This window comes from Cellulosimicrobium sp. NPDC030954 (genome assembly GCF_055571305.1).
In genome coordinates, this window is sequence record NZ_JBVIFN010000005.1 from 45,795 (window position 1) to 60,351 (window position 14,557).

11 protein-coding genes are annotated in these 14,557 nt (G+C 76.5%); 6 read left to right on the forward strand and 5 right to left on the reverse strand.

Going from position 1 to position 14,557, the window contains the following annotated elements; all coding sequences use genetic code 11:
• Positions 1-58 precede the first annotated feature (58 nt).
• Positions 59-2,671 (forward strand): alpha/beta hydrolase-fold protein, encoded by a 2,613-nt coding sequence (locus ACZ402_RS11700; protein WP_375824995.1) that lies wholly within the window; start codon positions 59-61, stop codon positions 2,669-2,671.
• 158 nt (positions 2,672-2,829) lie between these two features.
• Here the strand turns inward: ACZ402_RS11700 and ACZ402_RS11705 are convergent, their stop codons facing one another.
• The gene (locus ACZ402_RS11705) at positions 2,830-3,483 is read right to left on the reverse strand and encodes a chitinase (RefSeq protein WP_375824996.1); all 654 of its coding nucleotides are present in this window, start codon (positions 3,481-3,483) and stop codon (positions 2,830-2,832) included.
• 171 nt (positions 3,484-3,654) lie between these two features.
• On the opposite strand from ACZ402_RS11705, the gene ACZ402_RS11710 reads away from it, so the two are divergent.
• Both ACZ402_RS11710 and ACZ402_RS11715 read left to right on the forward strand, forming a co-directional pair.
• A complete protein-coding gene (locus ACZ402_RS11710; RefSeq protein WP_375824997.1) occupies positions 3,655-5,148 on the forward strand; it encodes a pyridoxal phosphate-dependent decarboxylase family protein in 1,494 nt (497 codons plus the stop codon).
• 97 nt (positions 5,149-5,245) lie between these two features.
• Positions 5,246-5,788 carry a hypothetical protein gene (locus ACZ402_RS11715; protein ID WP_375824998.1) on the forward strand — a complete coding sequence of 181 codons (543 nt, stop codon included), beginning with the start codon at positions 5,246-5,248 and terminating at the stop codon, positions 5,786-5,788.
• Between the two features lie 103 nt (positions 5,789-5,891).
• On the opposite strand, the gene ACZ402_RS11720 is transcribed toward ACZ402_RS11715, so the two are convergent.
• Both ACZ402_RS11720 and ACZ402_RS11725 read right to left on the reverse strand, forming a co-directional pair.
• The gene (locus ACZ402_RS11720) at positions 5,892-7,037 is read right to left on the reverse strand and encodes a ScyD/ScyE family protein (protein WP_375824999.1); all 1,146 of its coding nucleotides are present in this window, start codon (positions 7,035-7,037) and stop codon (positions 5,892-5,894) included.
• Positions 7,038-7,364: 327 nt separating this feature from the next.
• Complete coding sequence (locus tag ACZ402_RS11725; RefSeq protein ID WP_375825000.1) at positions 7,365-8,684, reverse strand: endonuclease/exonuclease/phosphatase family protein; 1,320 nt, start codon at positions 8,682-8,684, stop codon at positions 7,365-7,367.
• Positions 8,685-8,834: 150 nt separating this feature from the next.
• Between ACZ402_RS11725 and ACZ402_RS11730 the strand changes: the two genes are divergently transcribed.
• Positions 8,835-9,668: a VOC family protein gene (locus ACZ402_RS11730; protein ID WP_375825001.1), complete on the forward strand. Its 834-nt coding sequence runs from the start codon at positions 8,835-8,837 to the stop codon at positions 9,666-9,668.
• 66 nt (positions 9,669-9,734) lie between these two features.
• Positions 9,735-11,108 (forward strand): hypothetical protein, encoded by a 1,374-nt coding sequence (locus ACZ402_RS11735; protein ID WP_375825002.1) that lies wholly within the window; start codon positions 9,735-9,737, stop codon positions 11,106-11,108.
• Positions 11,109-11,172: 64 nt separating this feature from the next.
• Here ACZ402_RS11735 and ACZ402_RS11740 read toward each other — a convergent pair whose 3' ends face one another.
• Positions 11,173-13,062, reverse strand: a complete 1,890-nt coding sequence (locus ACZ402_RS11740; protein ID WP_375825003.1) for a glycerophosphodiester phosphodiesterase family protein — start codon at positions 13,060-13,062, stop codon at positions 11,173-11,175.
• A gap of 127 nt (positions 13,063-13,189) precedes the next feature.
• The gene (locus ACZ402_RS11745; protein WP_375825004.1) at positions 13,190-13,993 is read right to left on the reverse strand and encodes a MerR family transcriptional regulator; all 804 of its coding nucleotides are present in this window, start codon (positions 13,991-13,993) and stop codon (positions 13,190-13,192) included.
• A gap of 36 nt (positions 13,994-14,029) precedes the next feature.
• On the opposite strand from ACZ402_RS11745, the gene ACZ402_RS11750 reads away from it, so the two are divergent.
• Positions 14,030-14,488 carry a DUF6194 family protein gene (locus ACZ402_RS11750; protein ID WP_375825005.1) on the forward strand — a complete coding sequence of 153 codons (459 nt, stop codon included), beginning with the start codon at positions 14,030-14,032 and terminating at the stop codon, positions 14,486-14,488.
• Positions 14,489-14,557 lie beyond the last annotated feature (69 nt).

Sequence of the window (14,557 nt, forward strand, 5' to 3'; positions counted from 1 at the left end):
CGGACGAGGGGTAGGGGGAGGGGGCAGCACATTCACGGATCTCGACGAGGAGAACACGATGGACGCAGCACCACGAGACCCGGCGCAGCGCGGGTCGGCACCACGGCCGGGCCGACGGCTGGGGACGACGGCGGTCGGGACGGCGCTGGCCCTCGCCGTCGGGCTGGGCGGGCTGGGGCTCGCGCTGCCCGCGACGGCGGCGGAGCAGGGCACGGTCGAGGCGGGGCGGGTCGCGGACTCCGCGGCCGGGCCGATCGACTACACGGTCTACCTGCCGCCCGGCTACGACGACGCGGAGCAGGAGTACCCGACGCTCTACCTGCTGCACGGCCGTGGCGACACGCAGGCCGCGTGGCAGCAGGTCACGGGCGACCTCGACGAGCTCATCGGGGCGGGCGAGATCCAACCGATGGTCGTCGTCATGCCCGACGCGCCGTGGAACGACCGCGGCTCCTGGTACACGGACTCGCTCTATACCGGGGACGCGACGGGCGCCGGCGCCGGAACCGCCGTCGAGACGGCGTTCACGCGCGACCTCGTCGCGCACGTCGACGCGACCTACCGCACGGTCGAGGACCGCGAGGCGCGCGCCGTCGGCGGGTACTCCATGGGTGGTGCGGGCGCGCTGCGGTTCACGCTCGCGCACCAGGACACGTTCTCCGCGGGCATCGTGCTGAGCCCCGCGGTGTACGTGCCGCAGCCGCCCGCGGACTCCTCCGCGCGGGACTACGGCGCGTACGGCGTCGACACCGCGCCGTTCGACGCCGACCGGTACACCGAGCTGTCCTACCCGACCGCGCTCGCGACGCTCGACCCGGCGCTCCCGGTGCACCTGTTCGTCGCCGTCGGCGACGACGAGTGGGCCAACCCCGACCCCGCCGAGGCCACGCACGACATCGACTTCGAGTCCGCGCGCCTCTACAACCAGGCGCGCCGCGTCCCGGGCGTGACGGCCGAGCTGCGCGTGCTCGACGGCGGCCACGACTGGGAGGTCTGGCGGCCCGCGTTCCGCGAGGGGGTCGTCGACGTCTCGGCGCGCCTGCGCACCACGCCCGCCGCGCCGTGGGACGCCGAGCTCCTCGGCTCCGCGGGCGACGACCGCGCGGGCGGGGTCGCCGCCCTGCCCGACGGCGGGACCGCCGTCGCGCTGAACCTCGCCGCCGCGTGGGACGGGTACGAGCCCGCGGGCGGGCTCGACTCGGTCGTCGTGCGGCGCGACGCCGACGGCGCGGAGGTCTGGCGGCACGCGGTCGCGACGGCCGCGGACGACCGCGCGTACGGCGTCGTGCCGGGCGCCGACGGCGTGGTGCTCGTCGCCGGGTACACGAAGGGCGACCTCGACGGCGAGCACGCCGGGGCGTCGCGCGACGACGGGTTCGTCGCGGCCGTGACCGCCGACGGCGACCGTGCGTGGACGCTGCAGACCGGCGACCCGGGGGCGGCCGACCGCTTCTACGCGGTCGCGTCCGACGGCGCGGGCGGCGCCTACGTCGCCGGGTACACGAGCGGCGCGGTGGGCGACGCCCCGAGCGCGGGGGACAAGGACGCGCTGGTCGGGCGGGTCTCCGCGGCGGGCGAGCTGCTGTGGTTGCGCCAGGTGGGCGGGCCCGGCGAGGACAAGGCGCTCGCGGTCGCGGCGTCGCCCGACGGCGCAGTGTACGTGGGCGGGGTGTCGGGCGGCGGGATGCCCGGGGCCGAGCACGCGGGCGCGAACGACGGCTGGGTCGCGCGCTACGCCGCGGACGGCGAGCAGGAGTGGCTGCGCGCCGTCGCGACGAGCGAGAACGACCAGGTCAGCGGTCTCGTCGCGCGCTCGGACGGGTCGGTCGTGGCGGTCGGGCACACGCGCGGGACGCTCGGCGAGGCCGGGAACCTCGGGGACAACGACGTCGTGGTGCGGGCGCTCGATCCCGCGGGCGAGGTCCTGTGGACGACGCAGGTCGGCACGTCGACCGACGACCGCGGCGTGACGGGCGTGCTCGGCGCCGACGACGCGGTGCTCGTCGTCGGCACGACGTACGGCGCGCTGGGCACGGCCGTCGGCGGGGTGGATGTCGTGACGCTGCCCGTCGCTGCCGACGGCACGCCTGGCGAGGCGACGCAGTCCGGCACGCGCGAGCGCGACGGTGCGGACGAGTGGGACGACGCGAACCTGTTCGCGGCCTCGGTCCCGGCGTCCTCCGCACCGGGGTCGGGTACGTCGACCGACCCGACCGACCCGACCGACCGGACCGACCCGGCCGACCCGGCCGACCCGGCCGACCCGGCCGGCGCGACCGGCGAGGGAGCCGCGCTGCTCACCGGGCTCACGTACGGCGCGCCCGCGGGCGCGACCAACGCGGGTGCCGGGGACGTGTTCGTCGCGCGCGTGCCGTGGGACGCCGTCGTGCCGGGCGGGGGTACGGGCCCGGCGCTCGACGTCACCGCTCAGGCACGGTGCCTCGCCGGCAAGGCCTACGTCGCGGTGCGCGCGACGAGCACCGCGGACGCACCGGTCGACGTCGAGCTCGCCACGCCGTACGGCTCACGCGTCGTCGCGGACGTCGCGCCGGGGACGAGCGCCTACCAGTCGTTCCCGACCCGGACCGCGACCGTCCCCGCCGGGGAGGCGACCGCGACCGCGGGCGGCCGCACCGCCGTCGTCCCGTACGACGCGCTCACCTGCGCCTGACCGCTGCTGCTGACGACGGCCGGGCGCCACATTCGGCGCACCGGCCGCCGAGCACGACCCTGCGCGCTGCCGAGCACGACGTTGCCGTCGTTATCCGGGCGATAACGACAGCAACGTCGTGCTCGGCGCGGCGGGGAGGGGCGGGCGGGGGCAGGTCTTCAGCAGGTGAGGTGGTCGCCCGTCGTGGTGCCGACGATCTCGACGTAGTGGCGGAAGAGGCGGACGCGGTTGTTCATCTGGCGGGGGTTGCCGCCCTCGCACTCGAGCGGGCCGTTGATGGACCGGATCGTCTCGGCGAAGCCGTGCTCGCCCACGATCGCGTCGTGGCACGTCATCGACGCCGTGCCGGGCCGGGTGTTCCAGTACCAGAGCGCCGTCTGCCACGCGACGGTCGGGTCCTGCTCGACGAGCCACGGGTCGGCCAGGAGGTCGATCCCCAGCGCCTCGCCGGCCGCGCGGTAGTTGAAGTTCCAGGAGAGCTGGAGCGGGCCGCGACCGTAGTACGCGTCCTGCCCGGCCGGGCACCCGTACGGCTGCGACGGGTCGCAGTAGTGCGGGTAGTTCGCGGTGTTCACCTCCACCACGTGGACCAGCCCGTGCGTCTCGTGGCTCACGTTCGCGAGGAACGCCGCCGCCTCGCGCCGGGCGACGCGGTCGCCGCCCGTCGTCGCGAACTCCGGGTACGCGGCCGTCGCGGCGACGAGCCCGGCGTACGTGTAGAACGGGCTCCGCTCGGGGAACATCGCCTCGAACTGCTGCTCGGTCACGACGAACGTCGGCAGGGTGGCGGCGGTCGGCGTCGGGTCGGTCATGGGTCCCCCTCGTCGGGTCGGCGTGGGCGCGGCGTCGCGCCCCGACCCACCCTAGGCGATTCGTGAGGAGACCTGCGTAACCCCGTGCCGGCCGGCGGTTGACCCGGACGCGCGGCGGGTCCAGCCTGGCGGGAGGGGCCGGCGTCGGTCCGGCCCGGTCAGGAGCCGGTCATGGACGACCGCGACGCCGCCCTCCTGCGGGCGCACGAGCACGCCGCGGCGTGGCTCGACTCCCTCACGACGCGGCCGGTCCCGCCGCAGGCGACCGTCGGCGACGTCGTCGCCGCGCTGGGCACCGAGCTGCCGGACGGCCCGACGACGGCTGCGGACGTCGTCGACCTGCTCGCCACCGCGTGCGGTCCCGGCCTCACGGCCATGCCGTCCGGCCGCTTCTACGGCATGGTCATCGGCGGCAGCCACCCCGCGGCGCTCGCGGCCGACTGGCTCACGAGCGCGTGGGACCAGAACTCGGCGCTGCGCACCGTGACGCCCGCGCACACCGCCGTCGAGGACGTGACGAGCGCGTGGCTGCTCGACCTGCTCGGCCTGCCCGCCACGGGGGCGGTCGGGTTCGTCACCGGAGCGACGACCGCGAACTTCACGGCGCTCGCGGCGGCGCGCGGCGAGGTCCTGCGGCGCGCGGGGTGGGACGTGCGTCGCGACGGGCTGACGGGCGCCCCGCGCGTCCGCGTGCTCGTGGGCGCCGAGCGGCACGAGTCGGTCGACCTCGCGCTGTCCTACCTCGGGCTCGGCGCGCCCGAGGTCGTGGCCGCGGACGACCAGGGCCGCATCTCGGTCGCCGCGCTCGACGAGGCGCTGACGGACCAGGTCTCTACCTCGTGGGACCGGGCCTCTACCTCGCAGGACCGGGCCTCTACCTCGGTGGACCAGGGCTCTACCTCGGTGGACCTGGGCTCTACCTCGCGAGACCAGGGCTCTGCCTCGCGGGAGGCGCCGGACGGCCCGACGATCGTCGTGCTGCAGGCGGGGAACGTGCACTCGGGGGCGTTCGACCCGTTCGGCGCGGCCGTCGAGGTGGCGCACCGGCACGGCGCATGGGTGCACGTCGACGGCGCGTTCGGGCTGTTCGCCGCGGCGTCGCCGTCGTACCGCCACCTCGTCGCGGGGTACGAGGGCGCGGACTCCTGGGCGACCGACGCGCACAAGACGCTCAACGTCCCGTACGACTGCGGGCTCGCGATCGTCGCGGACCCCGCGCCGCTGCGCGCGGCGATGGGGATGCACGGCGACTACCTCATCCAGAGCGACACGGGCGACCCGCTCGACAAGGTGCCCGAGCTCTCGCGCCGCGGGCGCGCGTTCCCCGTGTGGGCGGTGCTGCGCGCCCTCGGGCGCTCCGGCGTCGCGGACCTCGTGGACGGCTTCTGCCGCCACGCGACCGCGTTCGCCGCGGGCATGCGGGCGCTCGACGGCGCGGTCGTGCTCAACGACGTCGTCTTCACCCAGGTGTGCGCCGCGTTCGGGGACGACGCGCGCACCCAGGACGTCGTGCGCCGCGTCCTCGACGACGGCACCGCCTGGATGTCCGGGTCACGGTGGCACGACCGCGCGGTGCTGCGCGTGTCGGTGAGCTCGTGGGCGACGACGGACGACGACGTCCGCGTGAGCCTCGACGCCCTGCGCCGTGCGGCGTCGTCGGGCTGAGACCGGGCACCGACGTCGCGGCCCGGTCCGCCTGACCAGCCCGGCCCGCCCGGCCCGGCTCGGCCGGACCGCGGGCGCGGCGCCTACACTCGCTGCCGTGCCGACCGCCGAGGACCTCGCCGCCGCCGTCCGTGCGCGTGCCGAGGGGACGCCCTACCGGATCGTCCATGAGCGCCCGGACGGGTTCGAGCTGAGGTTCGACCGCCCGGACGTGGCGTGGTGGCAGATCTTCTCGCACAGCTACTACGCGACGCTCGTCACGCACGAGGTGCGCGTCCTGTCGGACGGCGTGCGGGTCGAGCTCACCGACGTCGTGCGGCGCACCCACTGGGCGCTCGACGCCGACGGGCGGTTCGTCGAGCCCGAGCGGGGCTGGGTGCGCTCCGTCGCGCGCGGCGACGTCCGCTCGACGTTCACCGCCTCGGTCGTCGACGAGGGGTCGGGGGCGCGGACGCGCGTCCTCTTCGACACGGCGGCCGGGCGCCGGATCGTCACCGAGGCGGCCCAGGGCCTCGGCATGAGCGTCGGCGCCTCGGCCGGGTCCCGCGCCGCGACGATCGTCGGTCTCGTGGCGGCGGGCGTCGGGCTGGCCGTCGCGCTCGGCGCGGTGGTCCTCGCGCTCACCGTCGGCCGGGGCTGACGGCCGAGCCACGAACGTGCGGGCACGACGCGGCCCGGCCGTCCCCGCCGTCGCGGGGGCGCCCGGGCCGAGCGGCGGGCCGGTCAGCGGCGGTCCGCCGCCGTCAGCGGCCCCGGTGCTTGCCGAGGTCGACGCGCACGAGGTGCCCGTCGGGCGGAGTCGTCTCGTCCGCGGGCAGCACGTTCGTCGTCGCGAGCAGGCCCTTGCCGTCCCACTCGAGACCTGCGGGCAGCGGGACCTCGACGACCGTGCTCGGGCCGCGCTTGCCGACCTGCGAGATCTTGCCGCCGAACAGCTCGCTCACGTAGACCGTGCCCCGGTCCGTCACGGCGAGGTTCGTCGCGCCCACGAACCCGGAGCCGAGCTGGTGCACCTTCCCCTTCCACGGGTCCACGGTGTAGACGGCGCCGCGCGCGCCGAGGCTCGCGTCCTCGGGCCCGCCGGGGAGCGTCGTCACGTAGAGCACGCCGCGCGGGCCCACCTCGACGTCCGTGGGGACGGGCTCGAACCAGTAGGTCTCGCCGACGGTGCAGTCGGGCCACCCGACGGCCGCCGCGGCCTCCGCCGTGACCACCGCGGGCTGGGCCGGGAGGACGGCCACGGTGCGGACCTTCCCGCGGTCGCTGATCGACAGGATCGCGTTCGCGCCCGCGTCGGCGACGTACGTGGTGCCGCGCGACGTGGTCGTCGCGTACGGGTGGGAGTCCGCGATCCCCGTGTACAGGCCCGGGATGGGCATCGGGGGGACCTGCGCGACGCAGGCCGGGTCGGTCTCGCGCAGGCCGTACGTCACGCCGGCGTCGGGGTTGTTCGCCTGCTCGAACGCGAACGTGTCCGCGAGGACGCGGGGCGTGCCCGTCGGGTTCCCCCAGCGGTCGGTGCGCAGCGTCGAGACCTCCGACGCGACCGGCCCCTCCTCGCCGAGCTGCGTCTCGGTGAACGTGATGCGGCGGTCGTCGTAGGAGACGCCGCCCACCTCGCCGCCGTCCGGCGACGCGTAGAGCACGCTCGGCGTGCCGTCGCGCCCGACCGCCGTGAGCAGGCCGGGGAAGTTCTGGGTGACGTACGTCGTGCCGCGCGGTCCGACCGCGAGGCTGAGCGGGGTGACGAGCCCGGTCGCGACGTCGGTCACGGTGGGCGGGCGCGGGTCGTGCCTGCCGCCGTGCGCGACGGCGGGGCTCGCGACGAGCACGAGGGCGGCGGTCGCGGCGGCGACGCCTGCGGGCAGGGTGGTGCGCAGTCTTCTCATGGATGCTCCAGGTCCGGCGGTCCCGGGCGCGCGAGGGATCGTGTCAGGGCGGCGTGCTGCCGGGCAGCACGCGCGCACGACGCGCCGGGGACGTGGGTGGGGTGGTCGTCGGGCCGGACGACGTGGCGCGCCCCGGGTGTGCCGCTGGCGTGCCGTGCGACCGACGAGGCGCCGGCCGGGAGTCTGCTGTGCGTCGGCGGTGAGCACAGACCTCCGAGTGTGCACCCGGCGACGGTCCTGGTCCAGGACCGTCGCCCCGGGCGACGGACGCCCGGGGCGACGGGGGCGAACAGGTGGGCCGCTGGGACGAGGAGGGGGGCTCTCGCGTCAGCCGCGGAGCGCCAGGTCCACCCACACGAGCCGGTGGTCGCTGCTCGGGAACGGGAAGACCCCGGTGAGCCGTGACAGCGGGTCGGCCTGGACCGGCCAGAACACCCCGGCGTCGCGCACGCGCAGGTCGCGTGACGGCAGCACGTAGTCCGCGCGCAGGTTGCCCGGCGCGGTGTCCGCGAAGTCGGCGGTGTCGAGCGCGGGGTCGCCGCGGTGGGTGGCGTTCGCGCCGCCCTGGAGCGCGGCCGCCTCGACGGCGCCGTCGGAGCGGGGAGCGGGGTCCTGGACGCGCCGGTGGTCGAGGAGCTGGTCGATCGCCGCGTCGACCGAGTCGCCGTCGAGCGGGTCGGCGTTCTGGTCGCCGAGGACGACGAAGCTCTCGCCCGGGTGCAGCCCGCCGCGGCGGCCGGCGTCGTCGTAGACGTACCGCGACGCCTTGCCGGGCGTCACGTAGTCGGCCCAGAACCGGATCTCGTCGTGGTTGCGCCGCCCGTTGCGGTCCTCGGGACCGTCGAACGTCGGGGGCGTGGGGTGGGACGCGAGCACGTGGACCGTCTCCCGGCCGACGCGCACGGGCACGTCCCAGTGCGACTTGCTCGACAGGCGCACGACCTCGAGCTCCTCCGGCGTGAACCAGTCCGCGGGCGCGGCCGTCGCCGGGTCGTCGGGGAGGAGCGCGCCGGGCATGTCCTTCCACAGGAAGTGCTGGAACGTGCGGACGCCGCGCGTGTCGATCGGGTAGCGCGACAGCACGACCATGCCGTACTGCCCCTCGAACGCGCCGAAGCCGAACGCGTCGTCGCCGCCGCCGACCGTGCCGTCGTCGTTGAGGTCGAACCCGCTGGGCACGCCCGTGTTCGACGGCGCGACGTACGCGTAGCGGTACTCGATCGGCTCCGCGCCGCCCTGGGGGACCTCGAGGTAGTGGTCGCGGAACAGGTCGACCGCGCGCCCGTCGGGCACGTAGTCGAACTCGTTGAGCAGCACGACGTCGGGCCGCGTGCGCTGGAGCACCTCGGCGATCGTCGCGGCCTGCGGGTCGTCGGGCGTCGAGAGGTCGGCCTCGAGCTCGCCCGCCGCGGCGCGGTTCAGGCTCGCGTTGTACGTCGCGACGCGGAGCGTCCCGCGGTCGTGACCGTGGCCGTTCCCGTGCCCGCTCGCGTGGCCGTCGTGCGCGACGGCGGGGCTCGCCGCGGCGCCGACGGCGCCCCCGGTGAGGGCGACGGACAGGGCGAGGGCCAGGGCGACGGGGACGGCGCGGGCGGGTACCCGGGCGGCGCGGGGGGTGGGGGCGGGGTGAGCGGGTCTCGTGGACACGGTGGCTCCTCGTCGTCGGGGACGGTGGTCGTCGAGAGGTTCCTCGTCACCGTACGCACGCCCGCCCCCGCGGGGAAGGGCGGCGAGGTGACCGGCGGGTGAACGCCCCGGTGGCCCTGCCGGTGTGGGCGCGCGGTGGGACCCTGAGGCATGGACACCACGCAGTCCCGGCCGACCCGCACCTACCCGCACGGCGTGCCGTGCTGGGTGGACACCGAGCAGCCCGACGTCGACGCCGCGCTCGCGTTCTACGGCGCCCTCTTCGGGTGGGACTTCGAGGAGAGGCTCCCGCCCGGCACGGGGGAGCGGTACGTCGTCGCCTCGCTCGGCGGGCAGGACGTCGCCGCGGTCGCGTCCGGGACCGGCGAGCCGGGCTGGATCACGTACGTCGCGGTCGACGACGTGGACGCGTCCTCCCGCGGCGTCCCCGACCTGGGCGGGGAGGTCCTCGACGGCCCGACGACGGTCGGGCCGCCCGGGCGCATGGCGTCCGTCCGCGACCCGCAGGGCGCGACGTTCCGGCTCTGGGAGCCCGGGACACGCGTCGGGGCGCAGCGGGTCAACGAGCCGGGCACGTGGAACTTCAGCGTGCTGCACACGCCCGACGTCGCGCGGGCGCTGCACTTCTACGGCCCCCTCCTCGGGTGGGAGGTGGACCCGGGGCTCGGCGCGGGCATGGCCCGCGTCGAGGGCTACGGCGACCACCTCGCCCGGACCGTCTACCCGGAGATCGACGCGAACCAGGAGGGCGCGCCGCCGGGGTTCCGGGACGTCGTGGCCGGCGTGGTCGAGGACGGCGGGCCCGCGCGGCACACGGTGACGTTCGCCGTCGCCGACCGGGACGCCGCCGCCGCGGCCGCCGAGCGCGCGGGCGCGGTCGTGCTCTCGTCGGCCGACACGGAGTGGACGCGCGAGGCCCAGGTGCGCGACCCGCAGGGCGCGGTCCTCACGCTGTCGCAGTTCACCCCGCCCGAGGGCTTCTGACGCACCGACCAGGCGCGGCGTGGTCGCCGCGCCGTCCTGGCCGCGCGCGTGCGGCATCATGACGCCGTGAACGTCGTCACCCGCACCCCGCACGCCCAGGTCGTCGACCGTCTGCGCACCGCGCGCCTCGAGTACGGGCGCGTGGGCCCCACGGACGAGCGCGGCTGGACCTTCGCGGAGGTCGACACGGAGGTCGACGTCGAGACCGGCCGCGACCCCGGCGCGCCCGCGACGGTCGCGCAGGCGCTCGCGCGCGTCGACGAGCTGGTCCCGGCGCCGTGGGTCGTGCAGCTCGACACCGGGTCGGACCTGCTGCCCGAGGGCGTCAGCGCGATCCTCGCGGCCCGACCGGACCCCGTCGCCGCGCCCGTCGCCGTCACCTGGGCGCCCGTGGACGCGTCCGGGACGAGCACCGACCACACCATGCGGCTCGACGACGACCCGGGCCACGTCCTCGCGGCCGTCGACGCGCTCGTCGGGCTGCGGGACGCGGCGACCGCGCCGGACAGCCTGCGGGAGCTCGAGCACCCCGACGACCTGCTGGACGCGTTCACCGCGCTCGCCGACCTCCCCGCGACCGACTCGGCAGCGCCCGACGCCGTCGTCCAGCTCGTGCGCGCCGACGCCGCGTTCGTGCGCGCGGCGGTGCGGCGGGCCGGGACGGCGTCGGTGCGCGCGACCGACGAGCGCACCACAGTCTGGACGCTCGAACGTCCGCCCGCGCCCGTCCCGGGCGAGCCGGACGACGACGTGCGGGAGGCGTTCACGGCGGCGCTCGGCGGGGAGTTCCGCGCGCGCTCGACGATCGAGCGCGGCCTGCGCGCCGGGGAGGCGATGGTGAGCCTGGAGCGCGCGGGGACCGGGGTGTCCTGGACGCTCACCACGCGCGGGCGCCCGTGGGTCTTCGGGAGCTGGAACGACACGTGGACGGACCTGTCGACCTCCGGGACCGAGGGCGCGTACGACACGCTCGTCGAGGTGTTCGGCGAGCCGCGCGACCCGGGCAGACTGCGCGCGCTGCTGGCCGCGTCGACGTGGCCCGGCGACCCCGTCGCCGACCTCACGTACCTCCTGGGCCTGCCGTCCGCGCTCGTCGAGGCCGTCGCGGACCCCGCCCGGTTCCGGCACGGAGCGGAGCGCGTCCAGCCCCTCGGCCCGACGGCGCCCCTCACCCCGCAGGAGAAGGCGGCGCTCGCGGCCCGCGCGCCCCGGCGCGGGGCTGGGAAGACGGCCCGGGACGTGGTCCTGGTCGTGCTGGGCCTCGGGCTGCTCGGGCTCGGGGCGACGATCCTCGCCACCGACGGCGCCGTCGTCGGGTCGGACGGCCCGCCCGACTGGTCCGTCGTCGTCTGGGTCGCGGGCGGTGTGCTCGCGCTCGCCGGCTGGGCCGGGCTGGGGTCGGCCCGCTCGGACCGGCGCCGCTTCCTGTCCGACGCGTGAGCGGGCCCGTCCCCGGCCGTCGTGCCGACCGGGGACGGACCCGCTGCCCGCGGTGTCCCGCGCGTCAGCGGCCGTCGAGGTGCGCGATCTCCTCGAGCAGGCGCTCGCGCGTGGCCGCGTCGTCGACGAACTTCTCGACCGTCCGCCGCACCGACTCCCAGCGCCCCGCCTCGACCGCGGTGATCGCGCCCACGAGCTGGCCGGGCGGGAGGTCGAGCACCGCGACACGGGCACGCAGGCCCTCGGGCGAGACCGTGACGACGACCGTGCGCTCCGCCGTCGCCTCGCCGCCCGCGCCCCGGGCAGTGGCGGAGACGGTGTGCTCGCCGAGCGCGAGGTCCGCGGCGGCGACGGCCGCGCCGTTGGCGACCGGCTCGCCGTCGAGCGAGACGACGAGCTCGTCTGCGTCCGTGGCGCTCGCGGCGACGACGAGCGTCCCGCCGCGCTCGACCTCGGCGCCCTCGGCCGGGCTCACGAGCTCGACCGTCGGCGCGGCGGGTGCCGGTGCCTCCTGCTCGCGCGCCTGCTTCCAGCCGATGAACGCGCCCGCACGGTCGGTGATGACGCCGTCGACCCCGATCTCGGTGAGCCGGGCCCAGTCGGCCGCCGAGTTCACGGTGTACGGCATCACGGCGATGCCGGCCTCGTTGAGGTCCGCGACGACGCTCGGGCGCGCGAGCAGCGCGCTCGCCGACGGGTTGTACATGACCGCCCCGAGGTCCTGCGCCACGGCGACGGGGTCGGCGTCGAGCGAGCCGCGCAGCAGCCCGCGCGGGATCTGCGGCGCGTGCTCGCGCGCGGACCGCAGCGCGGCGACGTCGAACGACTGCAGGACCACGCGGTCCTCGAGCCCGGCCTCGACGACCATGTCCACGACCCGCTCGACCTCGGCGGACGTCTCCGGCCCCTTGATCTCCAGCAGGAGGGTCGACGAGCCGGTCTCCAGGAGGTCGAGCACCTGCGCGAACGTCGGCAGGTGCTGACCGGCGAACGCGGGGGAGAACCACGACCCGGCGTCGAGCGCGCTGACCTGCGCCCCGGGCAGCACGGCGACGTCGCCCGAGCCCTCGGTCGTGCGGTCCACGGTCTGGTCGTGGAGCACCACGGGCAGGCCGTCCGCGGTGGTGTGCACGTCGATCTCGACGTACTCGGCGCCGCTGCGCATGCCCGCTGCCACCGCGGCGAGCGTGTTCTCCGGCGCGACCGACGAGTACCCGCGGTGCGCGACCGTGACGGGGAGCTCCCCGTCGCCGCCGACGTAGGACGCGGGCTCGATCTCGGTGACGGTGACGTCGTCGACGCTCACGGTCGCGCCCGCGGTCACGAAGCCGAGCGCGCCGTCGCGGGACCGGTCGATCCGCCCCTCCAGCAGGGTCTTCCCGTCGAGCGCGTAGGTGACCGAGGTGCCTTGCACCTCGACGGAGAGGTGCACGTCGCGACCCGTTGCCGCGTCCGCCGGGGCGGACGCCGTGTACGGGACGTTCCACGCGTCCGCGGCCGTCCGCTGCGCGATCTCGACGCCGTTGTGCGCGGTCGTCGTGCTGCGCAGGACCGCCTGCCACCACGGGACCGCGCCGTCGGGCGCGACGTCGAGGATCGCGCCCGCCCAGCGCGACGCGTTGTCCACGCTCTCGAAGCGCAGCGTCGCGTCGAGGCGGTAGTTCTCCGCCGACCGTCCGAAGACGATGCGCGCGGGCGACGACCCGTCGGGCGCGTCGCCGACGAGCCGGCCGTCCCGCACCTGCCAGTCGCCCAGCACGGGTGTCCAGCCCTTCGGGAGGGTGTCGCCGTCGAACGACTCGGTGAGCAGCACGTCGCCCGGCTCGGCGGCGGCCGGGGCGGCGAACGGGACGGTCGCGGTCGTGGCCGCCGCGGCGACGAGCGTGCTCGCGAGCAGGGTTCCTGCCAGCGCGGCGGCGGTACCGCGCACGGCGCGGCGTCGGGTGGTCGTCATCGGTTCCTCCGAACGTCGGGACGGTTGCCCCGGCGACGCTAGGAATGCCGCGTGACGGTCCGGTGGACTCCGGGCGACGCCGGAGGGACGGGCAGGTGTCGGGTGCCCGTGGGGGCCGCCGCGAGGGTCACGCGGGCGGCGGCGTGCCCGTCAGCAGGCGCGCGACGTCGTGCCCGGCCTCGAGGAGCGCGACGGTCCGGCGCGCGATCGTGTCGAGACGGCCGTCCAGCGCGGCGAGCGGGTCGGCCACGTCGACCGGGCCGGTCGTCCGCCGCAGCGCGTCGATCGCGCGGCGGACGTCCGGGACCCGGTACCCGGCCGCCCGCAGAGCCGCGACGACGCGGGCCTCACGGACCGCGGCGGGCGGGTAGCGGCGGGCCGAGACCGACCCCGCGCGCGACGCGACGCGGTCCGGCGCGAGGAGCCCCTCGCGCTCCCAGAACCGGAGCGTCGACGCGTGCACCCCGAGCGCGGCCGCGAGCTGCGTGATCGTGAGGACGGACGCGTGGGCGTCGCCCGGTCCCGCGGTCGGGTCGCCGCCGGCCGGGGCGTCGTGCTCCGCCCGGATGGCGAGGAGCGCGTGCCGGGCGGCGAGCGCCTCGTCGCGCTCCCTCGCGAGGGTCACGTGCAGCGCGCCGACGAGCGCCGTCGCCTCGTCCCGGGGCAGCGCGCGCACGGTGCGCAGCACCTGCCGCGCCTCGACCGGCCCGACGGCGGCCGCGAGACCGCGGTACGCGCGCAGGGCCAGGACGTGCTCGTCGCCGAAGGTGCGGTAGCCGTTCGCGGACCGGCCCGCGGGCGGCAGGACGCCGAGCGCCTCCAGGTCCCGCACCTGCTGGACGGACCACCCGGTCGCGCGCGCGACGTCGGACGTCCGCAGCGGGGCACCACCCACCCCGCCGGACGGATCGCTCCGCGACTCCTCCGTCACAACCCTCCACATGGACTTCAAGCCCACACTCGAACCATGAGTATGGAGCAGATCCTCGACACGGTCCGGTCCCTCGACGGCGTCCTCGTGCTCTCGCCCGGCCCCGGCAGCGAGTTCCCCGAGCTGGCGTGGGGCGACCACTTCTTCTACCACGCCCCCGACGGCGTGATCCCGCACGGGCAGCCGTACGGCACGGTCGTGACGAAGGACTACCCCGACGACACCACGTCGCGCCTCGACGAGGAGGGCCGGTGGAGGGTCAACGTGCACGTGGGCCGCGACCGGTTCCGCGAGCTCGTGGGCGACGACCCGCGCGACGGCGAGCCGACGGAGACGAGGGCGACCGACGTCGTCGTGCCGCACCCCGTCTACGGCGCGCTCGGCTGGGTGTGCGTCGTCAACCCGGGCGAGCGCACGACCGCGCTCGTCCTCGACCTGCTGCGCGCCGCCCACGACGACGCCCGCGCCCGCGCCGCCCGCCGCACCGCGCGGTAGCGACGAGCGTCGGTCGACCACGAGGTCGCACCGTGCCGACCACGGGGTTGCTGTCGTTCTCGACCGGAT

Coding starts and splice junctions, on each gene's coding strand:
- ACZ402_RS11700 (WP_375824995.1), top strand. CDS start 59: ATGGACGCAGCACCACGAGACCCGGCGCAGCGCGGGTCGGCACCACGG.
- ACZ402_RS11705 (WP_375824996.1), bottom strand. CDS start 3,483: ATGACCGACCCGACGCCGACCGCCGCCACCCTGCCGACGTTCGTCGTG.
- ACZ402_RS11710 (WP_375824997.1), top strand. CDS start 3,655: ATGGACGACCGCGACGCCGCCCTCCTGCGGGCGCACGAGCACGCCGCG.
- ACZ402_RS11720 (WP_375824999.1), bottom strand. CDS start 7,037: ATGAGAAGACTGCGCACCACCCTGCCCGCAGGCGTCGCCGCCGCGACC.
- ACZ402_RS11730 (WP_375825001.1), top strand. CDS start 8,835: ATGGACACCACGCAGTCCCGGCCGACCCGCACCTACCCGCACGGCGTG.
- ACZ402_RS11740 (WP_375825003.1), bottom strand. CDS start 13,062: ATGACGACCACCCGACGCCGCGCCGTGCGCGGTACCGCCGCCGCGCTG.
- ACZ402_RS11750 (WP_375825005.1), top strand. CDS start 14,030: ATGAGTATGGAGCAGATCCTCGACACGGTCCGGTCCCTCGACGGCGTC.